The 24,063-nt window shown below is 65.3% G+C and carries 24 protein-coding genes and 1 riboswitch; of the genes, 23 read left to right on the top strand and 1 reads right to left on the bottom strand.

Annotated elements, in window-relative coordinates; all coding sequences use genetic code 11:
- Nucleotides 1–26 precede the first annotated feature (26 nt).
- Genes aroC through nusB form a run of 6 tightly spaced genes read left to right on the top strand, consistent with a single transcriptional unit; the run spans nucleotide 27 to nucleotide 4,552 of the window.
- Nucleotides 27–1,238 (top strand): chorismate synthase, encoded by a 1,212-nt coding sequence (gene aroC, locus HMPREF1137_RS04260; RefSeq protein WP_007589302.1) that lies wholly within the window; start codon nucleotides 27–29, stop codon nucleotides 1,236–1,238.
- Nucleotides 1,235–1,744, top strand: a complete 510-nt coding sequence (locus HMPREF1137_RS04255; RefSeq protein ID WP_007589202.1) for a shikimate kinase — start codon at nucleotides 1,235–1,237, stop codon at nucleotides 1,742–1,744. The genes aroC and HMPREF1137_RS04255 overlap by 4 nt, the downstream gene beginning before the upstream one ends.
- Nucleotides 1,741–2,823 carry a 3-dehydroquinate synthase gene (aroB, locus tag HMPREF1137_RS04250; protein ID WP_007589230.1) on the top strand — a complete coding sequence of 361 codons (1,083 nt, stop codon included), beginning with the start codon at nucleotides 1,741–1,743 and terminating at the stop codon, nucleotides 2,821–2,823. Before HMPREF1137_RS04255 ends, aroB begins: the two co-directional genes overlap by 4 nt.
- Nucleotides 2,820–3,344 (top strand): shikimate kinase, encoded by a 525-nt coding sequence (locus HMPREF1137_RS04245; protein WP_034496787.1) that lies wholly within the window; start codon nucleotides 2,820–2,822, stop codon nucleotides 3,342–3,344. The genes aroB and HMPREF1137_RS04245 overlap by 4 nt, the downstream gene beginning before the upstream one ends.
- Before the next feature lie 24 nt (nucleotides 3,345–3,368).
- Nucleotides 3,369–3,932, top strand: a complete 564-nt coding sequence (gene efp / locus HMPREF1137_RS04240) for an elongation factor P (RefSeq protein WP_007589238.1) — start codon at nucleotides 3,369–3,371, stop codon at nucleotides 3,930–3,932.
- Complete coding sequence (gene nusB / locus HMPREF1137_RS04235) at nucleotides 3,932–4,552, top strand: transcription antitermination factor NusB (RefSeq protein WP_007589299.1); 621 nt, start codon at nucleotides 3,932–3,934, stop codon at nucleotides 4,550–4,552. The genes efp and nusB overlap by 1 nt, the downstream gene beginning before the upstream one ends.
- Nucleotides 4,553–4,625: 73 nt before the next feature.
- Here the strand turns inward: nusB and HMPREF1137_RS04230 are convergent, their stop codons facing one another.
- Complete coding sequence (locus tag HMPREF1137_RS04230) at nucleotides 4,626–4,922, bottom strand: DUF2249 domain-containing protein (protein ID WP_007589217.1); 297 nt, start codon at nucleotides 4,920–4,922, stop codon at nucleotides 4,626–4,628.
- A 355-nt stretch (nucleotides 4,923–5,277) separates the two neighbouring features.
- On the opposite strand from HMPREF1137_RS04230, the gene pyrR reads away from it, so the two are divergent.
- The 17 genes from pyrR (at nucleotide 5,278) to HMPREF1137_RS04145 (ending at nucleotide 24,054) form a co-directional block, all read left to right on the top strand.
- Entirely contained in the window at nucleotides 5,278–5,841 is a 564-nt protein-coding gene (pyrR, locus tag HMPREF1137_RS04225; protein WP_007589272.1) for a bifunctional pyr operon transcriptional regulator/uracil phosphoribosyltransferase PyrR, read from the top strand.
- 3 nt (nucleotides 5,842–5,844) lie between these two features.
- Nucleotides 5,845–6,831 (top strand): aspartate carbamoyltransferase catalytic subunit, encoded by a 987-nt coding sequence (locus tag HMPREF1137_RS04220; protein WP_007589266.1) that lies wholly within the window; start codon nucleotides 5,845–5,847, stop codon nucleotides 6,829–6,831.
- Nucleotides 6,824–8,143: a dihydroorotase gene (locus tag HMPREF1137_RS04215; RefSeq protein WP_007589312.1), complete on the top strand. Its 1,320-nt coding sequence runs from the start codon at nucleotides 6,824–6,826 to the stop codon at nucleotides 8,141–8,143. The genes HMPREF1137_RS04220 and HMPREF1137_RS04215 overlap by 8 nt, the downstream gene beginning before the upstream one ends.
- Nucleotides 8,140–9,327, top strand: a complete 1,188-nt coding sequence (gene carA / locus HMPREF1137_RS04210) for a glutamine-hydrolyzing carbamoyl-phosphate synthase small subunit (RefSeq protein WP_007589201.1) — start codon at nucleotides 8,140–8,142, stop codon at nucleotides 9,325–9,327. The genes HMPREF1137_RS04215 and carA overlap by 4 nt, the downstream gene beginning before the upstream one ends.
- A complete protein-coding gene (gene carB / locus HMPREF1137_RS04205) occupies nucleotides 9,327–12,626 on the top strand; it encodes a carbamoyl-phosphate synthase large subunit (RefSeq protein WP_007589314.1) in 3,300 nt (1,099 codons plus the stop codon). The genes carA and carB overlap by 1 nt, the downstream gene beginning before the upstream one ends.
- Nucleotides 12,623–13,489 (top strand): orotidine-5'-phosphate decarboxylase, encoded by an 867-nt coding sequence (pyrF, locus tag HMPREF1137_RS04200; protein WP_007589276.1) that lies wholly within the window; start codon nucleotides 12,623–12,625, stop codon nucleotides 13,487–13,489. The genes carB and pyrF overlap by 4 nt, the downstream gene beginning before the upstream one ends.
- 101 nt (nucleotides 13,490–13,590) lie before the next feature.
- Nucleotides 13,591–13,902, top strand: coding sequence for an integration host factor, actinobacterial type (gene mihF / locus HMPREF1137_RS04195; RefSeq protein WP_007589281.1), 312 nt, complete (start codon nucleotides 13,591–13,593; stop codon nucleotides 13,900–13,902).
- Nucleotides 13,903–13,929: 27 nt separating this feature from the next.
- Nucleotides 13,930–14,487, top strand: coding sequence for a guanylate kinase (gene gmk, locus HMPREF1137_RS04190; RefSeq protein WP_007589232.1), 558 nt, complete (start codon nucleotides 13,930–13,932; stop codon nucleotides 14,485–14,487).
- 36 nt (nucleotides 14,488–14,523) lie between these two features.
- Nucleotides 14,524–14,790: a DNA-directed RNA polymerase subunit omega gene (gene rpoZ / locus HMPREF1137_RS04185; RefSeq protein ID WP_003792400.1), complete on the top strand. Its 267-nt coding sequence runs from the start codon at nucleotides 14,524–14,526 to the stop codon at nucleotides 14,788–14,790.
- A gap of 1 nt (nucleotide 14,791) precedes the next feature.
- On the top strand, nucleotides 14,792–16,021 hold the full coding sequence (gene coaBC / locus HMPREF1137_RS04180; protein ID WP_007589268.1) for a bifunctional phosphopantothenoylcysteine decarboxylase/phosphopantothenate--cysteine ligase CoaBC: 1,230 nt from the start codon (nucleotides 14,792–14,794) through the stop codon (nucleotides 16,019–16,021).
- Complete coding sequence (metK, locus tag HMPREF1137_RS04175) at nucleotides 16,018–17,205, top strand: methionine adenosyltransferase (RefSeq protein ID WP_007589210.1); 1,188 nt, start codon at nucleotides 16,018–16,020, stop codon at nucleotides 17,203–17,205. Before coaBC ends, metK begins: the two co-directional genes overlap by 4 nt.
- Nucleotides 17,202–17,837, top strand: coding sequence for a vitamin K epoxide reductase family protein (locus HMPREF1137_RS04170; RefSeq protein WP_007589261.1), 636 nt, complete (start codon nucleotides 17,202–17,204; stop codon nucleotides 17,835–17,837). Before metK ends, HMPREF1137_RS04170 begins: the two co-directional genes overlap by 4 nt.
- A 42-nt stretch (nucleotides 17,838–17,879) precedes the next feature.
- Nucleotides 17,880–19,862 carry a primosomal protein N' family DNA-binding protein gene (locus HMPREF1137_RS04165; protein WP_034496783.1) on the top strand — a complete coding sequence of 661 codons (1,983 nt, stop codon included), beginning with the start codon at nucleotides 17,880–17,882 and terminating at the stop codon, nucleotides 19,860–19,862.
- 34 nt (nucleotides 19,863–19,896) lie between these two features.
- A complete protein-coding gene (locus HMPREF1137_RS04160) occupies nucleotides 19,897–20,841 on the top strand; it encodes a methionyl-tRNA formyltransferase (RefSeq protein WP_007589196.1) in 945 nt (314 codons plus the stop codon).
- A complete protein-coding gene (locus HMPREF1137_RS04155) occupies nucleotides 20,838–22,310 on the top strand; it encodes a transcription antitermination factor NusB (RefSeq protein ID WP_007589265.1) in 1,473 nt (490 codons plus the stop codon). Before HMPREF1137_RS04160 ends, HMPREF1137_RS04155 begins: the two co-directional genes overlap by 4 nt.
- Nucleotides 22,311–22,320: 10 nt before the next feature.
- Complete coding sequence (gene rpe / locus HMPREF1137_RS04150; RefSeq protein WP_007589304.1) at nucleotides 22,321–22,983, top strand: ribulose-phosphate 3-epimerase; 663 nt, start codon at nucleotides 22,321–22,323, stop codon at nucleotides 22,981–22,983.
- A gap of 111 nt (nucleotides 22,984–23,094) precedes the next feature.
- Nucleotides 23,095–23,224, top strand: a riboswitch (FMN riboswitch).
- A 56-nt stretch (nucleotides 23,225–23,280) separates the two neighbouring features.
- Nucleotides 23,281–24,054 (top strand): ABC transporter permease, encoded by a 774-nt coding sequence (locus HMPREF1137_RS04145; protein ID WP_007589247.1) that lies wholly within the window; start codon nucleotides 23,281–23,283, stop codon nucleotides 24,052–24,054.
- The last annotated feature ends 9 nt before the right edge of the window (nucleotides 24,055–24,063 follow it).

Genomic DNA, 24,063 nt, shown 5'->3' with positions numbered 1-24,063 from the left:
TTGCGGCGTGTGGGACACTGGGAAGCATGCTGAGATGGATGACCGCCGGAGAATCGCACGGACCCGCACTGATCGCCACGATTGAGGGGCTTCCCTCCGGCTTGCATGTGACGACGGAGGACCTGCGCCGTGGCCTCGCGCGCCGCCGCCTCGGGTATGGCCGTGGCGCGCGCCAGAAGTTCGAGGCCGACGAGGTTTCGATTCTCGCTGGCGTCCGTCACGGGGTGACCACGGGAGCGCCGGTCGCGATTCGTATCGGTAATTCCGAATGGCCCAAGTGGGAAACGGTCATGAGTGCGGATCCCGTCGATCCTTCCGCTCTGCTCATCGATGCTGGAACGGGCGACGAACGCGAAATCGCACGAAATCGACCGCTGACAAGGCCCCGTCCCGGTCACGCGGATCTGGCCGGCATGCTGTCCTACGACCTGCCCGAGGCTCGCCCCGTCCTTGAGCGCGCGAGCGCACGTGAGACTGCCGCGCGCGTCGCGCTCGGTGTGCTCGCCGAAGCTCTCCTGGAGCAGGTTGCCGGCGTTCGTCTCGTGTCCCACGTCGTCTCCGTCGGGGCCCAGCGCACTGTGGCCTCGTTGACGCCTACTCCCGCGGACGAGGTGGCGCTGTCCGAGGCCTCGATGCGCACACTCGATCCGGAGGATAACGCCCGCTTCGAGGCAGCCGTCGACGCTGCCAAGCAGGCGGGCGACACGATCGGCGGCGTCGCCGAAGTGATTGCGTACGACGTTCCCATCGGCTTGGGTACTCACGTGACCGCGCGCGAGCGCCTCGACGCGCGGCTGGCCGCCGCACTCATGTCGATTCAGTCCGTCAAGGGCGTTGAGATCGGGGATGGTTTCGCGCAGGCCGCTCTGCTCGGCTCCGCGGCTCACGACGAGATCGTGCGGGGCGAGGATGGCCACCTGACCCGCACCTCCAACCACGCCGGAGGCATCGAAGGGGGGACGTCCAACGGCGCGCCGATCGTCGCGCGCGCTGCATTTAAGCCGATCTCGACGGTTCCGCACGCGCTGCGCAGCGTCGACCTTGCAACGGGTGAGGAAGCCGTGGGCCTGCACCAGCGCTCCGACACCTGCCAGGTCGTGCCCGGCGCCGTCATCGCCGAGGCCGAGGTGGCCCTCGTGCTCGCGGACGCTCTGTCTGATCACGCGGGTGGCCGATCGGTTGGTGAGATGCGCAGGAATCTCGAGGCGTATCTCGCGGTGGTGGGGGAGCGCGCATGAGTGCTCAGGGCCCCGTCGTCCTCGTGGGTTTGCCCGGTGCGGGCAAGTCCAAGGTTGGGCGCTTGCTTGCCGAGCGGTTGGGCGTTGACCACATCGATACAGACGCCCTCGTCGTTGAGCGCGAAGGCCGTCCGATCGCTGATATTTTCGCCACCGACGGAGAAGCAGCTTTCCGCGTGATGGAGACCAAAGCGGTCGCCGAGGCCCTCACGCACGAGGCCGTCGTCTCGTTGGGTGGGGGAGCTGCAGCAACTCCCGCCGTTCGGAACCTTCTGTCCGGGCGCACCGTCGTCTACATTGACGCGCCCCATGATGAGCTCGTTCGTCGCACGGCCTCGAAGACGCATCGGCCGTTGCTGGCCCAGGATCCGTCCGGGACCCTCGCGCGCCTGCGCACCGAGCGCGAGCCTCACTACCGATCCGTCGCCACCATCGTCGTCGAGTCGGGGCCCGGTCCCGTCGACGACGTCGTCACCGCCATCGCCCAGCAATTGGAGCACGCATGAGCACGATTATCCGCGTCACCGGAGAACACCCTTCAACTATTACCGTCGGACACGGGCTCGGCTTCGAGCCGATTCGTGAGGCGCTCGATGAGGCCGCGACCAAGGCACTCATCATTCACGCGCGTCCCCTCGCTCACCGTGCCGAAGCCCTGGCGCAGTACCTGCGTGAACAGGGGATTGAGGCCTCAACTGCCGACCACCCCGATGCCGAGGCCGGCAAATCGATCGAGGTCGTCGCCTCCCTGTGGGACGAGTGCGGTCGTCTTCAGCTCGGGCGTAAAGACGCGATCATCGCCATGGGCGGGGGCGCGACGACCGACATGGCCGGTTTCGTCGCCGCCACATGGCTGAGGGGCATCACGCTCATCAATGTTCCGACGACGCTGCTCGCTATGGTCGACGCAGCCGTTGGTGGTAAGACGGGAATCAACACATCCGTCGGAAAGAACCTCGTCGGTTCGTTCTATCCGGCAACCTCGGTGGTTGCCGATATGGATCTTCTTGAGAGCCTGCCCGCACCCGACCTGGCGGCTGGTGCAGCCGAGGTCATCAAGTGCGGTTTCATCGCGGACCCGGAGATCCTGCGCATCGTCGAGGAGACGGAACCGAGCGAGCTTCTGCGATCGAACAGCCCGCAGCTCGCTGAGATCACCACCCGCGCTATCGCCGTCAAGGCCCGCGTCGTGTCGGCCGATCTGACTGAGGGTGGCCTACGCGAAATCCTCAACTACGGACACACGCTCGCGCACGCCATCGAGCGCGCGAACGACTACACCTGGCGCCATGGTGATGCGGTGGCCGTCGGCTGCTGCTTCGCGGCGCGTCTGGCTCAAGCCCGGGGGCTGCTGAGCGCTGACGATGTTGCTCGCCACGACCAGCTTTTCTCACGTGTCGGGTTGCCGACGCGCTACGGGGGAAGCACTCTCGACGAGCTCACCCACATCATGCTCTCCGACAAGAAGGTACGGCGCGGAATCCTGCGCTTCGTCCTCCTTGAGGGCATCGCACACCCAGCGACAGTCTCCGTCGATCCGCAGGAGCTGCAGGCCCCCGCCTCGCAGATTGGCATACGCGCATGAGCCTCATCGTGCTCATCGGAGTGACCGGAGCCGGCAAAACTACCGTTGGACGCGAGCTTTCCCGCCGCCACCAACTGCCACTCTACGAAGTGGACGAGGCTGTCGAGGAACGCCTGGGCGCACCTATGCGCACGCTCGTTGTCGGACGCGATCCGCGCTTGGCCACCACAGCACGCGAAGAAGCCGAGCGTCTCCTGCGCATCGACGAGGGCATTGTCACGCTTGGGGCCTCTCAGCCGCTCGACCCAGCCACTGCCTCGTCAATCAATCGGGCGCGCGCAGACGGCGCGGTCATCATCGAGCTCAGCGCCGATCTTTCCGCGGTATCACGCCGAGAAGGCCTCGGCGCTCCGCGCTCGGTCGGCCTGGGTGCACCCCGCGCTATGCTCACCCAGCTGATGAAACAAGCACGCGACGTATACGCCTCCGTGGCCGACACAACAGTGGATACGAGTGCCCGCACCCCGCAAGAAGTCGCGGATTTGGTCGCGCGCGCGTGTAAACTGACCCCTGATTACTGATTCCTTCACAAGTGAGGTACCCCTGTGGCAACGACCAATGATCTGAAGAACGGCCTGGTTATGGTCATCGACGGCCAGCTCTGGCAGGTTGTCGAATTCCAGCACGTGAAGCCCGGCAAGGGCCCGGCCTTCGTGCGCACCAAGATCAAGAACGTCCTGTCCGGCAAGACCGTCGACAAGACCTTCAACGCGGGCCTGAAGATCGAGACCGCGACCGTCGACCGTCGTGACATGACGTACCTGTACCAGGACGGCACCGACTACGTCTTCATGGATCAGTCCACCTACGAGCAGATCAATGTTCCCGCCGAGACCGTGGGCGACGCCCGCAACTTCATGGTCGAGAACCAGAATGTTATCGTCTCCCAGCACGACGGCACCGTCCTGTTCGTCGAGCTGCCCGCCACCGTCGTTCTGACGATCACGCACACGGAGCCCGGCCTGCAGGGCGACCGTTCTTCCGCCGGCACCAAGCCCGCGACGCTCGAGACCGGCTACGAGATCCAGGTTCCCCTCTTCATGGAGGAAGGCACCCGCGTCAAGGTTGACACCCGCGACGGCTCGTACTCGGGTCGCGTGACCGAGTAATGTCGAAGCAGCACCGCTTCACCTCGCGCACCAAGGCCCGCAAGCGCGCGGCCGACGTCGTTTACGAGGCCGACCAGCGCGGCATGGGATCCAATCCCGACGTTCTGCGCGACCTCCTGCGCGAGCGCCGCGTCATCACCGCGGCGCAGACTCCGCTCCCGGAGTTCTCGATCCAGATCATCGGGGGAGTGGCGGATAACCTGCGTCGCATCGACTCCTTCATCTCTGCGCATGCCCGCGTGCCCGGCCTGGATCGCATCGCCGCCGTCGACCTCGCGGTGATGCGCGTGGCGGTGTGGGAGATGCTCGAGAACGACGAGGTCTCGCCGATCATCGTCATCGACGAGGCAATTTCGATTGTTCGCTCGATCTCGACCGACACGTCGCCGTCGTTCGTGAACGCGGTTCTCGACGCGATCCGCAAGGATCTTGCGTCCCCCGCGTGGTCGCGTCGCAGCTCCGACGAAGAGGAAGCGCACGTTTCCGATGAGGCCGAGTCGTCGTCTGACGATGAGCTGCCCGCACAGGAAGCGCCCGCGCGCGCTCTGCCTGCTGGCGCCAAGCCGCTGGATGGCGGCAGCGTCGAAGACGAGCTCGACGAACTCCTCGAGGAGTACTGAGCGCTCGCTCCATATTGATGGGGAAGGCCGACTCTCATGCGAGAGTCGGCCTTCACCATGTCATGAGGCTTTGTCACAGAGACAGGCGAGTCGTTCGCACGTCCCAGAATTCGGGGCCGTCGACGATGACCTCAAAAGTCCACTCGCCGGGCAGCTGTGCGATCTGAGCAAGCAGCGGACGAGGCAGGTGCGGAGCGCGAATGATGAAGGACTCACCGGCGTTCATCGACTGGGCAGCGCCGAGCACAGCCGCGTGACGCAGACGGTGGGGGATGGCGGTCGCATCAATGGTCGGCACGGCAACATCGTGTTCACCGCAGCCACAGCCGCCACCGTGGACCTCGGGGTGGGGAAGCTGTTCGATCGTCATGTGTGGCCTTTCTATAGTGAAGTATCTGAGGCGCCATCGGCGCTCATTGAATTTTACCGGGTTTGCCCCTTTCATTGCAGCGCCAACAGGCCTACGTATCACTAACGAGGCCGAGATACCCGGTAGGGGTACTACTTATACCCCTACCAGGTATGGAACAATGCACACCCCGGGGTACCGCGTTGTTTTCTTCGCGCGCGCAATGTTGCACGACGACTTTGCCACGATCGCCTTCTGGCAACACCACGTGGTGTTTCACACGTGGAGGCGTCACACCGGCTCCTGCCGAGGGGCGTAGGATGGATGCACGACAGATCCTTTAATGACCGTCCCGTGAGGCGGGGAAGGAGTAAGCGTGGCCGAAGTGCACGCAGATCGCGCATCGCGCGGCAAAGAAGTATTGGGAGTTGGCGACGTCGCACGCTCCCTGACGCGCATCGCCTATGAGATCGTCGAACGAAACGGCGGCAGCGATAAATTGGTGATCGCTGGTATCCCCACTCGTGGCGCAACGTTGGCACGCCGCCTCGTCAATCGGATTCGGGAAGTCTCCGGCACCTACGCGGAACTCGCAATTATCGACACCACGATGTATCGCGACGACCTGGCCTCTCAGCCCCTGAGGGCTCCGAAAGAGACGCTGGTTCCACGCACCGGCATCAACGGCAAGACCGTCGTCCTCGTTGACGACGTGCTCTACACGGGGCGCACGATTAAAGCTGCGCTCGATGCTCTTACTCGTATCGGTCGCCCTGCGGCCGTTCAGCTCGCAGTCCTCGTCGACCGTGGCCACCGCGAGCTTCCGATTCGCCCGGACTACGTCGGCAAGAACCTGCCGACCTCCCGCGACGAAATCGTCACCATTCTGCTCGACGAAACAGACGGGCGCGATGGCGTCCTTCTGGGGAAAGGCCTGTAAACGATGAGCCTGAGCCATCTCATTTCGATCCGTGACTTGACGCGCGAGGAGGCGATTCTGATCCTCGACACGGCGGAGCAGATGGCCGCCACTCAGCGCCACGGCGTGAAGAAGCTTCCGACGCTTCAGGGCAAGACCGTCGTCAACCTCTTTTTCGAGGATTCGACGCGCACCCGCATCTCCTTTGAGACCGCCGCCAAGCGCCTGAGCGCCGACGTCATCAACTTCCAGTCCCGCGGCTCCTCGGTCTCCAAGGGTGAGTCCCTCAAGGACACCGCGCTCACACTGGAGGCCATGGGTGCGGACGCGGTCATCGTGCGCCACTCCTCGTCGGGCGCCGCACACCGTCTCGCGCACGCCGGCTGGATGAATCTGCCGGTCCTCAACGCGGGTGACGGCACCCACCAGCATCCGACGCAGGCGCTCCTCGACGCGATGACCCTGCGCCGCCACTACGCTCCGTCGCTCGGCGAGGATGGAACGCCCGCCCCCGGCTCCGGCCTCGACGGCGCACACGTCGTCATCGTCGGGGATGTTCTCCACTCGCGCGTGGCGCGCTCCAACGTCGATCTCCTGACGCTCCTGGGCGCCCGCGTCACCCTCGTGGCACCCCCGACGCTCCTGCCGATCGGGGTGGAGACCTGGAACTGCGACACCTCCTACAACTTTGACGAGGCCCTGGCGGCCAAGCCCGATGCGGTCATGATGCTGCGCGTGCAGCGCGAGCGCATGTCGAGCGCGGGCGGTGGTTTCTTCCCGTCGCCCGGCGCCTACCACGCGGAGTACGGCCTCACCCCGGCACGCTTCGCCACACTGGCGCCCAACGCCGTCGTCATGCATCCCGGCCCGATGAACCGAGGCCTCGAAATCTGCGCCGAGGCAGCCGACTCAGACCAATCTGTCATCGTCGAGCAGGTGTCGAACGGTGTGTGCATCCGCATGGCCGCCCTCTACCTGCTTCTCGCATCGGAAGGACACAGCAATGACTGAACAGACCCGTGACATCCTGATCACCGGCGCCTCGCTGCTCGGCGGCGAGCCCACCGACATTGCGCTGTCCGGTGGCACCATCGTCGCGATCGGCGCCGACGCCCGCAACGCCCTGCGTGACCCGCGCATCATCGACGCTGAGGGCCTCATCGCCCTGCCCGGCCTCGTCGACATCCACACCCACCTGCGCCAGCCCGGCGGGGAGGACGCCGAGACCGTCTTCACCGGCACCCGTGCGGCTGCAGTTGGCGGCTACACCGCTGTCCACGCAATGGCCAACACGACGCCCACGCAGGACACGGCAGCCATCGTCGACCAGGTGCTGCGCCTGGGCGTGGAGGCCGACTGGGTCGAGGTGCGTCCTGTCGGTGCCGTTACCAAGGGCCTTGAAGGTAAGCAGCTCGCCTCCCTCGGTTCGATGGCCCGTTCACGCTCGAAGGTTCGCGTCTTCTCCGACGACGGCAAGTGCGTGTCCGATCCCGTCCTCATGCGCCGCGCCCTCGAATACGTCAAGGGCTTCGGCGGCGTGATCGCCCAGCACAGCCAGGATCCGGCCCTTACCGAGGGCGCTCAGATGAACGAGTCGACGCTGTCCGGCGAGCTCGGTCTGGCCGGTTGGCCGGCCGTCGCCGAAGAGGCGATCATCGCCCGCGACATCCTGCTCGCCAAGCACGTCGGCTCGCGCCTGCACGTGTGTCACCTGTCGACCGCAGGTTCGGTTGACCTCGTGCGCTGGGGTAAGGCACAGGGCGTGGATATCACGGCCGAGGCCACGCCTCACCACCTGCTCCTCACCGAGCAGCTGGCCGCCACCTACGACCCGCTCTACAAGGTGAACCCGCCGCTGCGCCGGGCTGAGGACGTCGAGGCGGTGCGCGAAGGCCTCGCCGACGGCACGATCGACTGCATCGGCACCGATCACGCGCCCCACCCGCTGGAGATGAAGGACTGCGAGTGGCAGGCCGGCGCGTTCGGCATGACCGGCTTGGAGACTGCGCTGCCGATCATCATTGAGACGATGGTGAACACGGGCCGCATGGACTGGGCGGACGTTGCTCGCGTGATGTCGACGGTTCCCGCCCAGATCGGCCGCGTGGAATCGCAGGGCCAGGGCCTGGTCGTCGGTGCCCCCGCACACGTCACCCTCGTGGATGCAACGGTGCGCGTGACGGTTGACCCCGCCAAGCAGTGGACACGCTCCACGAACTGCCCCTTCCGCGGCATGGAACTGCCCGGACAGGTGCGCTACACGATCTACAACGGCGTCCCGACGGTCGTCGACGCCACCCCGATTGCCAAGGAGGACCGATGACCACGTCCGATATCGCTCTGCTCGTCCTGGAGGACGGCACCGTTTTCAAGGGCCGCGCATGGGGTGCGCAGGGCCGCACGCTCGGCGAGATCGTGTTCTCGACCGGCATGACGGGCTACCAGGAGACGCTCACCGACCCGTCGTACCACCGCCAGATCGTCGTGATGACGGCCCCGCACATCGGCAACACCGGTGTCAACGACGAGGATCCCGAATCCTCGCGCATCTGGGTCGCGGGCTTCGTCGTGCGCGACGCGGCCCGCCGCGCCTCCAACTGGCGCTCGCGCCGCGAGCTCGAGGACGAGCTGATCTCTCAGGGCATCGTCGGCATCGCGGACGTCGACACCCGTGCGATCACCCGCCACATCCGCGAGCGCGGAGCGATGCGCGCCGGCATTTTCTCGGGTGACGCGCTGCCCGTGGGCGCGCAGTACCTGGGGGACGAGGCCGTGGCCTCCCTCGTGCGTATCGTCGCCGAGTCGCCGGCAATGAGCGGCCAGGCGCTGGCCGCCGAGGTATCGACGGACGAGACCTACGTGGTAGAGCCCCTCGGCGACTTCGAGGGCAAGGAACCCATCGCGCGCGTCGTCGCTGTCGACCTGGGTATCAAGTCGCGCACGCCGTACCACCTGGCCGCGCGTGGCGCGCGCGTCTACGTGGTGCCCTCCACCGCGTCCTTCGCCGACATCGAGGCGCTCAAGCCGGACGGCGTCTTCTTCTCCAACGGCCCCGGTGATCCGTCGACGGCCGACCGCGAGATCGGAGTGCTGCGCGCGGTCCTCGACGCGGGTATTCCGTACTTCGGTATTTGTTTCGGTCACCAGCTCTTCGGTCGTGCGCTTGGCTACGGCACCTACAAGCTGGACTATGGTCACCGCGGCATCAACCAGCCGGTGCAGGACGTGGCCACGGGCCGCGTGGAGATCACCGCTCACAACCACGGCTTCGCCGTGGACGCACCGGTGGGGGAGCCTTCGGTCGCTCCCTTCGAGTCGGGCCGCTACGGGCGCGTCGAAGTCTCGCACGTCGGCCTCAATGACGGCGTCGTCGAGGGCCTGCGCGCCCTGGACATTCCTGCCTTCTCCGTTCAGTACCACCCCGAGGCAGCTGCGGGCCCGCACGACGGCGAGCTGCTCTTCGATCGCTTTATTTCCCTGATGACTGCCGCTAAGGAGACCCACTGATGCCCCGCAGGAACGATCTGTCGTCCGTCCTCGTCATCGGATCGGGCCCCATCGTCATCGGCCAGGCGTGCGAGTTCGACTACTCGGGCACACAGGCATGCCGCGTGCTGAAGGAGGAGGGCCTGCGCGTCATCCTCGTTAACTCCAACCCGGCCACCATCATGACCGACCCCGGCATCGCCGACGCCACCTATGTCGAGCCGATCACCCCGGAGGTCGTGGCCTCAATCATCGAGAAGGAGCGCCCCGACGCGCTGCTGCCCACGCTGGGCGGTCAGACGGCACTGAACACGGCCGTCGCGCTCTCCGAAATGGGCGTTCTTGAGCGTTTCAACGTCGAGCTGATCGGCGCATCCATCGACGCGATCCGCGCGGGCGAGGACCGCGAGGAGTTCAAGGAGATCGTCGAGCGCTCCGGCGCCGAGGTCGCCCGCTCGTTCATCGCCCACACGATGGAGGAGTGCCACGCGGCCGCCGCCGAGCTTGGCTACCCCCTCGTCGTTCGTCCCTCCTTCACGATGGGCGGCCTCGGCTCCGGTTTTGCTTACACCCCCGAAGACCTCGAGCGCATCGCCGGCCAGGGCCTGGCCGCCTCGATCACGACCGAGGTCCTTCTCGAGGAGTCGATCCTCGGCTGGAAGGAATACGAGCTCGAGCTCATGCGGGACAAGGCGGACAACGTCGTCGTCGTGTGTTCGATCGAGAACGTCGACCCGGTCGGCGTGCACACGGGCGATTCCATCACGGTCGCTCCGGCGCTGACCCTCACCGACCGCGAGATGCAGCGTCTGCGCGACATCGGCATCGCCGTCATTCGTGCCGTGGGCGTGGACACGGGCGGCTGTAACATTCAGTTCGCGATCCACCCCGAGACGGGCCGCATTATCGTCATCGAGATGAACCCTCGCGTGTCGCGTTCGTCCGCGCTGGCCTCGAAGGCGACGGGCTTCCCGATCGCGAAGATCGCCGCGCGCCTTGCCACCGGCTACACGCTCGACGAGATCCCGAACGACATCACGGGCTCGACCCCGGCCTCGTTCGAACCGACGCTCGACTACGTGGTCGTTAAGGTCCCACGCTTCACCTTCGAGAAGTTCCCGGCCGCCGACCCGACCCTCACCACCTCGATGAAGGCCGTGGGCGAGGCCATGGCGATCGGTCGCTCCTACACGGAGGCACTGCAGAAGGCCCTGCGCTCGATCGATAAGGGCGGTGTGCAGTTCCACTGGGACGGAGAGGCACCCACCCCCGAAGAAACCCGCGCCCTGGTTGAGACCGCCGCAGTCGGCACCGAGGGACGTCTCGTCCAGGTCCAGCAGGCGATCCGTGGTGGCGCGACGCTTGAGGAGCTCTTCGAGTCGACGAAGATCGACCCGTGGTTCCTCGACCAGATGTTCCTCCTCGACGAGGTCGCGACCCGCATTCGCGAGGCCGAGGCGCTCACGGGCGACGTCCTCGCCGAGGCGAAGCGCCACGGCTTCTCCGACCGTCAGATCGCAGCGATGCGCGGCCTGTCCGAGGACACGGTGCGCGAGGTGCGCGGCGCGTTTGGCATCCACCCCGTCTTCAAGACGGTCGACACCTGCGCCGCCGAGTTCGCGGCCCGCACGCCCTACCACTACTCGACCTACGACCAGGAGAACGAGGTCCGTCCGCGCGAGCGCGAGGCCGTCATCATCCTGGGCGCTGGTCCCAACCGCATCGGTCAGGGTATCGAGTTCGACTACTCGTGCGTGCACGCGGCCATGTCGCTGCGCGAGCACTACGAGACCATCATGGTCAACTGCAACCCCGAAACGGTGTCGACCGACTACGACATCTCGGACCGCCTCTACTTCGAGCCCCTCACGCTCGAAGACGTCCTGGAGATCTACCGCGCCGAGTGCGCGGCCGGCCCCGTCAAGGGCATGATCGTCCAGCTCGGCGGCCAGACCCCACTGTCGCTCGCCGCAGATCTCGAGCGCGCCGGCGTTCCGATCCTGGGCACCAGCCCGCGCGCCATCGACCTGGCCGAGGACCGCGAGGAGTTCGGCAAGGTTCTCGAGGCCGCGCAGTGCCCGGCTCCCGCGCACGACACTGCGAACACGCCCGAGCAGGTCATCGCCGTGGCTCAGCAGGTCGGCTATCCGGTTCTCGTTCGCCCCTCCTTCGTGCTGGGTGGACGCGGCATGGCGATCATCAACGACGAGCCGGCGCTCCGCGAATACCTCGCAAGCCACGACTCCGAGCTGCTGTTCTCGCGCGGTCCGCTCCTCATCGACCGCTTCCTGGACGCGGCCATTGAGATCGATGTCGACGCCCTGTACGACGGCGAGGAACTCTTCATGGGCGCGATCATGGAGCACATCGAGGAGGCTGGCATCCACTCGGGTGACTCCTCCTGCGTGCTGCCGCCCATGACCCTGTCCGCGCGCGAACTCGAACGCATCACGGCCTCCACAGAGGCGATCGCGCGCGGCGTCGGCGTGCGCGGCCTGATCAACATTCAGTTCGCCCTGCTCTCCGACACCCTCTACGTTATCGAGGCGAACCCGCGTGCCTCGCGTACTGTTCCCTTCGCGTCGAAGGCGACAGGCGTGCAGCTCGCAAAGGCCGCTGCTCTCATTCAGGTGGGTGCGACAATCGCCTCGCTGCGCGAGGAGGGCCTGCTGCCCACCCACGATGCCCGCGAGATCCACGACGGTGGCTCGATTGCCGTCAAGGCCGCTGTTCTGCCCTTCAAGCGCTTCCGAACGGATAAGGGCGAGATCGTTGACACCGTCCTCGGTCCCGAGATGCGCTCGACCGGCGAGGTCATGGGCATCGACCGTGACTTCCCGACGGCATTCGCCAAGTCCCAGCTCGGCGCATCGACCGACATGCCGACGTCGGGTACCGTCTTCATTTCGATTGCGGACACGGACAAGCGCGCTATCGTGCTGCCGGCAGCACGCATGCACGAGATGGGCTTTAACATCCTCGCAACCTCCGGAACGGCATCGGTTCTGCGCCGCAATGGCATCGAGGCTCAGGCTGTTCGTAAGTCCTCCGAGGGCCGTGGCGACGGCGGCGAGCCCACGGTCGTCGACCTCATTAACGACGGCTCGATCGACATGGTTGTTAACACGCCTCAGCGCAGCGCCCCGCGTAATGACGGCTACCAGATCCGCGCGGCCGCAGCCTCGCAGGATCGACCGGCCGTGACCACGCTCCAGGCATTTAACGCGATGGTCCAGGCCATCGAAGTGCGTATGCGCGGAGCCTACTCTGTGCGCTCCCTGCAGGAATGGGATTCGATTCGATCGGAGGAGACACGATGACTACTGCCGCAATCAAACCTGGTGCCGCCGCCTGCTTCGGCGACCGTCTCTACGCCGCCATGCGCGCGTATGGACCCGTGTGCGTGGGCATCGATCCTCACGCGGGCCTGCTGCAGGAATGGGGACTTGACGACAACGCGAACGGTGTGCGAGAGTTCTCTCTTCGCGTCATCGAGGCGCTCGGCGGTCGCGTCGCCGCATTTAAGCCCCAAGCCGCCTTCTTCGAGCGGCACGGATCTCGCGGTGTCGCGGTCCTCGAAGAGGTTATCGCCGCCTGCCGCGAGGTCGGCACGCTGTGCATTGTGGATGCGAAGCGCGGTGACATCGGCTCGACGATGGACGGCTATGCGCAGGCATTCCTGTCGGATTCTTCTCCGCTCGCCGGCGATGCGGTCACGCTCTCGCCCTACCTCGGCGTCGGATCGCTGACCCCCGCCCTTGAGTTGGCGCGACAGACCGGCAGGGGAGTGTTCGTCTTGGCGCTCACGTCCAACCCCGAGGGAGCCTCCGTGCAGCACGCCCGCGGCGAAGATGGAACCAGCGTCGCAGGCCGTGTCGTGTCCCAACTGGCGGACTTTAACAGTCATTGTGACCAACACCATCTCGGCCCCGCGGGCATCGTCGTCGGGGCCACGGTCGGCGATGCGGTGAAGCGTTTGGGCATCGATCTCGCGTCGCTGAATGGCGCTTTTTTGGCTCCAGGAGTGGGTGCACAGGGCGCTGGCCCGGCGCAGGTCAGGGAGGTTTTCGCCGGAGCCGAAGATGCTGTCCTTGCCTCGTCTTCCCGTGCAATCTTGCGCTCCGGCCCGAGTATCGCCGGCCTTCGAGACGCCTACCGTGCAACGGTCGATTCGCTGCAATAATCTGCTGTGTTACTAAAGAAGCAGCGTTTTGGTCTGGCACTAGTGGTCTGGAAGGTGACATAGTTTATTTACCGAAGATCCCAACCGAGGAGATGATCAGAATGGCACTACCTGATCTCACGCCAGAACAGAGGGCGCAGGCTCTCGAGAAGGCAACGCAGGCACGGAGGCGTCGCGCCGAAGTGAAGAACGCGCTCAAGGCGCGCTCGATGAACCTGTCGGAGGTTTTGGAACTCGCTGATTCAGACGAAGCAGTCGCGAAGATGAAGGTCGTTTCGCTACTGGAGTCGCTGCCGCGCGTCGGCACGAACACGGCTGCCGTACTGATGGACGAGTACAAGATCGCCCAGAGCAGGCGTGTGCGTGGCCTCGGCCCCGTCCAGCGGAAGGCGCTCGTCGAGCGTTTCGGCTGACGCGGTCGAGCGTGGCACACTTGAGTCATGACTAAGGCTCAACTGACTGTCCTCGCTGGCCCTACAGCCGTTGGAAAGGGAACTGTTGTCGCTGCGCTCACAAAGCGCTACCCGACGCTCAACGTGTCGGTCTCGGCAACAACTCGCGATCCTCGGCCCGGTGAACTGAACGGCGTCCACTACTACTTCGTTTCCGCCCAAGAGTTCGATGCAATGATCGAACGCGGAGACATGTTGGAGTGGGCGCTTGTTCATGGAAAAAACAAGTACGGTACGCCTCGCGGACCCGTCGATGAAGCCCTCGCTGCTGGCAAGCCCGTGCTTCTTGAGATCGACCTGGCCGGCGCGCGCCAGGTCCGCACCAACAGGCCCGACGCGCAGTTCATTTTCCTCGCTCCGCCTTCGTGGGAGGAGCTCGAAAGTCGCCTGATCGGCCGCGGCACGGAAGGCCCCGAGGAACAGGCTCGCCGCCTGGCCACTGCCCGGGTTGAGCTCGAGGCTGCCTCGGAGTTTGACCACGTTGTGATCAACGACGACGTGGAGCGCGCGGTGGATGAGCTGGCTCGGCTCATTGGCCTGGAGTAGTATCTATCTGAATCCGCCACTGAGAGGAATACACGCATGTCCGGAATTGTTGCCCAGCCCGTGGGCATCACGTCCCCGCCCATTGACGATCTGCTGGAGCACGTCGATTCCAAGTACGCGCTGGTTATCTTCGCCGCGAAGCGTGCGCGCCAGATTAACTCGTACAATCTGCAGCTTCAGCAGAACATGATCCAGTTCGTGGGTCCGGTCGTCGACGTGCAGCCGGATGAGAAGCCGCTTGCGGTTTCCCTGCGTGAGATCAACGAAGGCCTCCTGTCTCTCGAAGCTAACCCCGAGGCCTGACATGGCAACGATCGTCGTCGGAGTCACCGGCGGCGTCGCAGCCTTTAAAGCACCCATCGTGGTCCGCGAGTGTCAACGCGCGGGCCACGACGTGTATGTCGCTGCGACGCGCGCGTCTTTGGATTTCGTTGGCCGTTCCACCTGGGAGGGCATCACGTCCCGCCCGGTCGCCGTGGATATTGCGGGGGAGGGGCGCGCCGAGCACGTGGAGCTTGCTCGCGTCGCGGATCTCATCGTCATCGTGCCCGCGACCGCGAATTCTTTGGCGCGCCTTGCTGGCGGCTTCGCCGACGACATGGTGTCGCTGACGGTTCTCGCATCGGACGCTCCCGTTGTCGTTGCCCCTGCGATGCATTCCAACATGTGGCTGGCGCCCGCTACGCAGGCGAACGTTCAAACGCTTCGTGAGCGCGGCTTCCACGTCATCGAACCTGCTTCTGGCGCGCTTGGTTCCGGCGACAGCGGTGTCGGCCGCCTTCCCGAACCTGAGGAAATCGCGCAGGCGGCTCTCGAGGTCCTCGATGCTCACGAGCAGGCATCGAGCGCTCTTGCTGGTCGCACGGTTGTTATCACCGCCGGCGGCACGCGTGAACCCATCGATCCGGTACGTTTTCTGGGCAATCAGTCGTCCGGCCGTCAGGGACTGGCGCTCGCGTCGGCAGCGGCGCGAGCCGGCGCATCCGTACGCGTGATCGCCGCAAACGTCGAGTCGGCTTTGCTCGCAACATTGCCAACGGCCGTGCAGGTGACCCGAGTGGGGAGCGCCCTGCAGATGCGTGAGGCAACAATCGCTCAGGTGGCCGATGCCGATGCTCTTGTGATGACGGCAGCCGTCGCGGACTTCCGGCCCGAAGCCGCCTCGGAGTCGAAGATCAAGAAGGACCCATCCAACGAGGAAGCTCCGACAATTCGCCTGGTTCGTAATCCCGATATCCTCGCCGAGATCGGGCACAGCGAGCAGCGCCCGCCCCTCGTCGTCGGATTCGCTGCAGAGACCGGCACCGAGGAGGAGATTCTCGCCTACGGCGCTGATAAGGCAGCACGAAAGGGAGCTGATTTCATCTGCCTGAATCGGGTGGGGGAGAGCGTCGGATTCGGCGACGTCCCCAACGACATTCGCCTCCTTGATGCACGCGGGGCCATCGCTGGCCGTTACGTCGGCTCAAAGGATGAGGTGGCTGCTGGTCTTGTCGGCCATATGGCTTCATTCCTTGATAATCTAAAGCGGTGAGTCAACAGCTTTTTTCTTCTGAGTCCGTTACCGAAGGTCACCCCGACAAGGTCTGTGACCGTATTTCCGATGCGATCCTCGACGCGCTGCTTGCCGCCGATCCCCGCTCGCGCGTTGCCGTCGAGACGATGGCGGCCACCGGTCTCATCCACATCGCCGGTGAGGTGACGACCGAGGCGTACGTCGAGATCCCGGAGATCGTTCGTCGCGAGATCCTGTCGATCGGCTACGACTCGTCACGCGTTGGCTTCGACGGTGCCTCCTGCGGCGTGTCCGTGTCGCTCGACGGCCAGAGCCCCGACATTGCCGGTGGCGTTGATGAAGCTCTTGAGGTGCGCGGCACCCAGGGCGGTGACCCGCGCGACCGTCTCGGCGCGGGCGACCAGGGCATCATGTTCGGCTACGCTTCTTCGGACACCCCGGACCTCATGCCCGCCCCCATTTGGCTGGCACACCGCCTCGCGAAGCGCCTGACTGACGTTCGCAAGCAGGGCATCGTTGAAGGGCTGCGTCCCGACGGCAAGACCCAGGTGACTCTCGCGTACGAGGACGGTCGCCCGGTGGGTATCGACACGGTCGTCGTGTCCACCCAGCACGACGAGGCGCTGTCGCAGTCGGCGATCGCCGACGCTGTGCGTGACTACGTCATTCACCCCGTCATCGAAGAGTCTGGCCTGGCGTTGGCGACCGACTCCATGAAGACCCTGATCAACCCCTCAGGTCGTTTCGTCCTGGGTGGTCCAGCCGCGGACGCCGGCCTGACCGGCCGCAAGATCATAGTCGACACGTACGGTGGCATGGCCCGTCACGGCGGCGGCGCCTTCTCCGGCAAGGACCCGTCGAAGGTCGATCGTTCCGCTACCTACGCCGCCCGTTGGGTGGCTAAGAACGTCGTTGCCGCCGGCATCGCTCAGCGGTGCGAAATTCAGCTTGCCTACGCGATTGGACGCGCTCGCCCGATCGGCCTATATGTCGATACCTTTGGGACCGCTTCGGTGCCCGAGGAGCGCATCGCGGACGCCATCCGCGAGGTCTTCGACCTGCGTCCCCTCGGCATGATCGAGGACCTCGATCTGCTGCGTCCGATCTACCGCGAGACCGCTGCCTACGGCCACTTCGGCCGCGACCAGTTCCCGTGGGAGGCGACCAACCGCGTCGACCAGCTCAAGGCTGCGCTCGCATGAGCGAGGCCTTGGCAGCCGAGGACTACCTGCCTTCGTACGAGACCGAGGACGCTCGGCGCGCGTGGCGTCGGCGCACGAGCCTGGAGATGATCATCTCCGGCTTCATCGGCCTCGTCACGTCGTTCGTCCTCTCGATCGAGGCATGGCAGCTGGCCGCTGATTCTTCGGCGCGCTTCGGCTGCGATATTTCATCCGTCTTGTCGTGTTCGGCGGTTGCGCAGACGTGGCAGGCACGGATCCTCGGCTTTCCCAATGCTTTCCTCGGCATCTTTTTCGAGGCCGTGGTTCTCGCGATTTCCGTCGCCATTTTCGCGGGCGTGAAGTTCCCGCGCTGGTACATGCTGGGCACGAACCTGCTGTACACAATCGCGCTGTTCTTTGCGTTCTGGCTGTTCGGACAGTCGTATTTCATCATCCAGGTGCTGTGCCCGTGGTGCCTGCTGATCACCCTGACGACAACGCTCGTCTTCGGAGGAATCACTCGCATCAATATTCGCGATGGCGTCATCCCGGCGCCCGAGGGACTGCGGCGTATCGTCGCCCAGGGCCTCGACTGGGCCCTGTGGGGTCTGATCGTCTTTGGCGTGCTCGCCATGGTGGTCGCGAAGTACGGGCTGAAGCTTCTCGGCTGAGAGCGGGACGCAGATGTGTGCTGGCCGTGATTCACTAGGATCATGACTTCCCAACAGGGCATGCTTGACGGTTTTGATCCGCCGCGGTCTCGGGCCGCGGAGATCGCTCGCGTGCTCGTTGACGTCGATCTGCCGCACGTGGATCGGCCGCTCGATTACGTCGTTCCTGACAAGTTCATTGACGAGGCCGAGGTCGGCCGCGCAGTTCGCGTACGGTTTTCCGGGACTCGCGTCGACGGCTGGATCGTTGAGCGTACACGTCGCGATGTGCTTGACGACACCGCGCAGATCGAATCGGTATCGTCTGCAATCCCAGTGCTGACGCCCGCACTGTACGAGGTTGCACGTCGCATCGCGACGCGGTTTCTCGCAACGACCTCGCAGGTCCTGTCGCTCGCTATCCCACCCCGACATGCGCGCGGCGAAAAGACCGTCGTACAGGCACACGAGTCGGTGTGGCCATCCGTTCAAGCTCCGACTGTTTCCGAAGGCTGGGCATCGTATCGTGCTGGCGACGCGTTGCTTCACCGCCTTGCAGCCGGAGAGTCTCCGCGTGCAGTCGTGACCGCGCTGCGTCCCCGGATGCGCGCGTGCCTGTCGGATGCCGTCGCTGCCACTGTTTCGTCGGGGCGCAGCGCCATCATCGTGACTGCCACCGGAGAGGACGCCGCACGATACGCACGTGCACTCGAGGAGGACCTCGGGGTGCCCGTCGCTGTCACAGGCGGTGAGGTGTCGCCCGAGGAGCGTTACCGCATCCACGCAGCCGCGACACTCGGGCGTCTTCCGATTGTTGTTGGCACACGGTCGGCAGTGTGGGTTCCCTGTGCGAAGCTGGGCCTCATCGTCATCTGCGACGACGGCGACGATCGCCTTCGTGAGCGCCGGTTCCCGCGCTGCGACGTTCTCGACGTTGCCGTTCAACGGTGCGCGGTGGAGGGCGCGGGACTCCTTGTTGCTTCCTTCGCACGCTCGGTGAAGGCACAGGCTCTCATCCGTTCTGGATGGGCGGTCAGTCTCGATCCGGTGCCCGGCGCGCTGCGCGACGCGACTCCACGCGTGCATCTGCACGGCGCGACGGAAGCAGAACGTGAGGGCGCCAGCGGTCACATGCGCATCCCCCCGGCAGCGTTGCGCATGATTCGCCAGGGCCTGCGCGAAGGCCCCGTTCTCATCCAGGTCGCTGCGTCCGGCTATTGGCCCACGGTCGTGTGCCGCCGTTGCGGCGAGCGTGCGCGCTGCCGCCATTGCTCAGGTCCCCTCGCTGTGGGCAGCGGGGGAGAGGCGACCTGCTCATGGTGTGCGCGCACCTCGCAGTCATGGCGGTGCCCACACTGCTCGGGAACTGAGCTACGCGCAGCTCGCGTGGGGTCTACACGTACCGCCGAGGAGATTGCACGCAACCTCCCGGACGCGTCGGTCCTCGAGTCATCGGCTGCCCACAGAATCAGCCGCCAGCTGCCCTCACGCCCCACGGTCGTTGTTGCGACGCCGGGCGCTGAGCCAGACGTGGACGGTGGCTACGCCGCCGCCATCATCCTCGACGCGCACGCATTGGCTGGGCGAGCCGAACTGTGGGCCCCTGAGGAGGCTGCTCGGCGGTGGCTCAACGTGCTGTCTCTTGTCCGTCCAGGCCACCCCGGCCTCGTCGTCGGAACGATTCCCGATGCCTTAGCGCAGGCGCTCGTGCGGTGGGCTCCCACCGACTACGCCGATCGGCTTCTCGACGAGCGTGAGGCTCTCGGCTTTTTCCCGGCTACGACGATGGTCGCCCTCGATGGGCCAGCGGCTCAGGTCCGTCAAGTTGCCGAACAGGTCATTCGCGATGGAGGAGCGGAGCTGGTCGGCACCGTCGTGCGCCCGGCGACGCGCGAGGGCGAGGAAAACGAAGTGCGCACGCTGGTGCGAAGCCCGTTGGCCGGGGCAACGTCGATGCTCGCCGTTCTTACCGAGATTCGACGCTCGCGCAGTGCCCGCAAGGTTCCGCTCGTCAAAATGAGCGTGAACCCACCCGAGCTCTTCTGAGTCATGGCCTGCGCAGTGCCGTAAACTGGCGGCCGTGCGCATTATTTTTGCTGGTACCCCCGAGGCCGCAGTTCCCACGCTGCGGGCCCTGCTGTCGTCGTCCCACGAGGTCGCCCTCGTCATCACTCGTCCACCGGCTCGGCGCGGCCGCGGAAAGACGATGTACCCGTCACCGGTGGCGGAAGTCGCCGCCGAATCGGGTGTCGAACTGCTGGAGACAACGACGCTGAAAACCCCCGACATTGCTCAGCGCATCGAGGACGTGCAGGCGGACCTCGGTGTCGTTGTCGCTTACGGCGGCCTCGTTCCCCCGAACGTGCTGGCAATGCCCGTACACGGGTGGGCAAACCTTCATTTCTCGGATCTACCGAGGTGGCGTGGAGCTGCTCCTGTCCAGTGGGCGATTCGCGAAGGCGACGCGACGACCGCGTCCTGCGTGTTCAACCTCGAGGAGGGCCTGGATACGGGCGACGTCTATTCGCGCGTCGAGGTTCCGATCGGACATGAGAGCGCGGGCGAGCTGCTCTCATCCATGGCCGAGGCCGGGGCGGACCAGGTGCTCGGCGTCGTCGATGCGCTCGCTGCTGGCCATGCAACCGCGACACCGCAGTCGTCGGACGGCGTGACGCATGCACGCCGCCTCGAGCACGTCGACGGCTACGTGTCGTTCACGCACGATGCCGGGTACGAGGATCGCATCATTCGTTCTGTGACGCCCAATCCCGGCGCCTACACGGTGTTGCCGGGCGGGGCACGCATGAAGCTCGACAAGGCAACGCCCGTGGAGCGAGACGATCTCGAACCCGGGCAGCTCGAAGTGACGAAGAAGCAGGTCACCGTCGGGTGTACGAGCGGTGCTCTCGTGCTCGGAAAGGTGGCGCCGGCCGGTAAGTCCTGGATGGACGCTGCTGCCTGGGCGAGGGGAGCGCGGCCTTCCGAAGACCTTCGCCTTGGCGGAGAGCTGGAGGGAGAGCGATGAGCGAGAAGCGTTACGCGGACGGCTACCGCAAGCTGCGCAAGGCCGATGAGCCTCGTCGTATCGCCTACGACGTTCTTCACGAGGTCGAGACCCAGGGCGCGTTCGCGAACATCGTGTTGCCGAAGGCTCTGCGCCAAGCCCGGCGCGACGGTCACTTCTCCGATCGGGACGCTGCCTTCACCTCCGAGCTCGTCCACGGCACGCTGCGTGCGATCGGCCGACTCGACTGGGTGATCTCCCGTCACATCGATCGTCCACTGGCTGATCTCGATCCACGCGCGCTCGTCATCCTGCGCATGGGCGCCCACCAGCTCCTCGACATGCGAGTGCCTGATCATGCTGCTGTGTCGGCGACTGTGGACGTCGCACGAGAGCACCTGACGGATGGCCCCGTGCGTTTCGTTAATGCCGTGTTGCGCTCGATCACTCGCGAGGATCCATCCGAGCGCGAGGCAGCTATGGATGCCATCGCCGACGAGGATCAAGCCCTCGGCGTACGCTACTCGCACCCGGCGTGGATGGTTGCTGCGTTCCGCGACGCCCTGAAGGCCCACGGCTACCCCGAGGAAGAACTTCTCGACGTTCTCGAGGCTGATAACGAGGTTCCCACGGTCACTCTGGTGGCGCGCCCGTCGCTGATGAGCGTCGACGAACTCGCCGACGAGGCCGAGGATATTCTCGACACGCGCGTCGCCCTGGGTGCTGTCTCCCCGTATGCAGTGTTCCTTGAATCCGGCGATCCCGCGCGCCTGCCCTCGATTCGCGACGGCCGTGCCGGCGCACAGGATGAGGGGTCGCAGCTCGCTGCCCTTATCGCTGCGTCCGCACCGCTCGAGGGCGACACCGACGAGCGCTGGCTCGACCTGTGTGCGGGTCCCGGTGGCAAGGCCGCGCTTCTGGCCGGCCTCGCTGCAGGCGTGGGAGCACGCGTGACCGCCAACGAGATGCACCCGCACCGCGCCCGCCTCGTGGAGCGGACGACACGGCAGTTCGACTCCATCGAGGTCGTGAGCGGCGACGGTCGTACCTTCGGTGGGGGCCAGAGTGCATGGCCGCTCGGTTCTTTCGACCGTGTCGTCGTCGATGCCCCCTGCACGGGCATGGGGTCGATGCGCCGACGCCCCGAGTCCCGTTGGAACCGCACGCCCGCAGACGTGGAGGAACTGACGGTCCTCCAGCGCGAACTCCTCGATCGAGCAGTTGCGCTGACACGCCCCGGAGGCGTTCTCACGTACATCACGTGTTCGCCGCACGCAGCCGAGACGCGTGAACAGGTCGAGCGTCTGCTCAAGGCTGGCGAGGTTGAACTGCTTGACACCGTGGCGCTCGCAAACGAATGCGCACCCGAGGCGCTGGACGTGCCGGCATCTGCGGGCGTCATCAAGGGCTTTAGCGGTCGGACGCTCCAGCTCTGGGACCACCGTTTCGGCACGGATCTTATGTTTGTAGCCTGCCTGCGCAAGCGCTAGCATATGCGTTATGAACGCCACAATTAGCCCGTCGATTCTCAACTGCGATATCGCTGACCTGCGCGGTGAGCTCACCAAGATCGCAGGAGCGGACATCGCTCATGTCGACGTCATGGACAACCATTTCGTCCCCAACCTCTCGTGGGGTCTGCCCGTCGCGGAGGCCGTCGTCAAGTCCGGCATTCTCCCGGTCGACGCGCACCTCATGATCGAGGACCCGGATCGCTGGGCGCCGCAGTATGCGGAGGTCGGCTGCGAGTCCGTCACCTTCCACGCAGAGGCCGCAGCAGCACCGCTGCGCCTGGCACGCGAACTGCACCGCATCGGTGCACGCGCCGGCCTGGCTCTCAAGCCCGCGACAGACATCGCCCCCTTCGTGGACATCCTCAACGAGTTCGACATGATCCTCATCATGACGGTTGAGCCCGGCTTCGGCGGCCAGTCCTTCATCGAGCAGATGATCCCGAAGATCAAGCGCACGCGCGCCGCCATCAACGCCGCGGGGCTGCAGGTGTCGATCCAGGTCGATGGCGGCATTTCCCGCGCGACCATCGAGCGTGCGGCCGAAGCCGGCGCCGACAACTTCGTCGCGGGTTCCGCAGTCTTCCGTGCGGAAGACGCTCATCGTGAGGTCGAGGCGCTGCGCGAACTCGCCAACGCCCATTCACACTGATCGCACACGTATTTCGGCGGCCGGAACGGGACGAGATCCCGTCCGGCCGCCCTTTTTCTTTCATAGCGGATACGCCTCGCGCAGCACGCCGGTCGGTGGCACAATGGCACACGAGTACTCCGGGGTCGGTGAAAGTCCGAACCGGCGGTGATAGTCCGCGACCCGCCTTCACAGAACGAGGGCGGTTGAGCCGGTGAAATTCCGGCACCGACGGTTAAAGTCCGGATGGGAGGAGTGCATGAGGCGCATCCGTGCGTCTGCTGTGCTGCGCGTACCCCCGGTGTCGGAAAGTAAGTCGTGGCAATTCGGAACAAGCCCCGCGGTGCGCTCACCGTCGCGGCACCGATCATCTTCCTTGCCCTTGTGCTGGCGGGATGGTGGCTGACGACAACATTGACCGGCATCGAAGCCTGGCGTCTGCCCGATCCGCTTGCTGTTGCCCGAAAAGGCGTGGCACTGCTCCAGCGCCCTACCACCTGGCGCCAGATTGCGGTGACGGGAGGCGAGGCCATCGCGGGGTGCGCGCTCGGAACGGTCGTTGCGCTGCCACTCGCGTATGCGATCTACCGCTGGCGGCTGTTGGCCGCCGCGGTGGAACCCTTCCTTGGAGCAACCCAAGCGTTGCCCGCCATCGCAATCGCCCCCATTCTCGTGCTGTGGGTCGGGTATGGCATCACGCCGGTTATCGTACTGTGCGCGCTCATGGTGTTTTTCCCGATCCTTGTATCCACCGTCGTCGGCTTGCGTCATATCGATCGCGAGTTGCTCGAAGCTGCTGCACTTGACGGCGCGACGGGCTGGACGATGGCCGCACACATGGAGCTACCTCTTGCCGCGCCCGCCATTCTGGGCGGCCTGCGTAACGGGTTTGCTCTGTCTGTCACGGGCGCAGTCGTGGGGGAGATGGTCATGGGAGGGTCCGGGCTCGGGCAGGTACTCACTCAAATGAGAAGCAACGTGGACACCGCCGGCATGTTTGTCGTCATCACGATCCTGTGCATCATGGCAACAATTTTGTATGTCATCGTGTATCGCATTGAGCGGTCAAAGCGTTACGCCATCACGCAGTGAAGGAGACAT

Source organism: Actinomyces sp. ICM39, from assembly GCF_000282935.1.
In the GTDB taxonomy this organism is placed as follows: Bacteria; Actinomycetota; Actinomycetes; order Actinomycetales; family Actinomycetaceae; genus Pauljensenia; species Pauljensenia odontolytica_B.
This window is presented reverse-complemented; position numbering and strand designations above follow the sequence as displayed.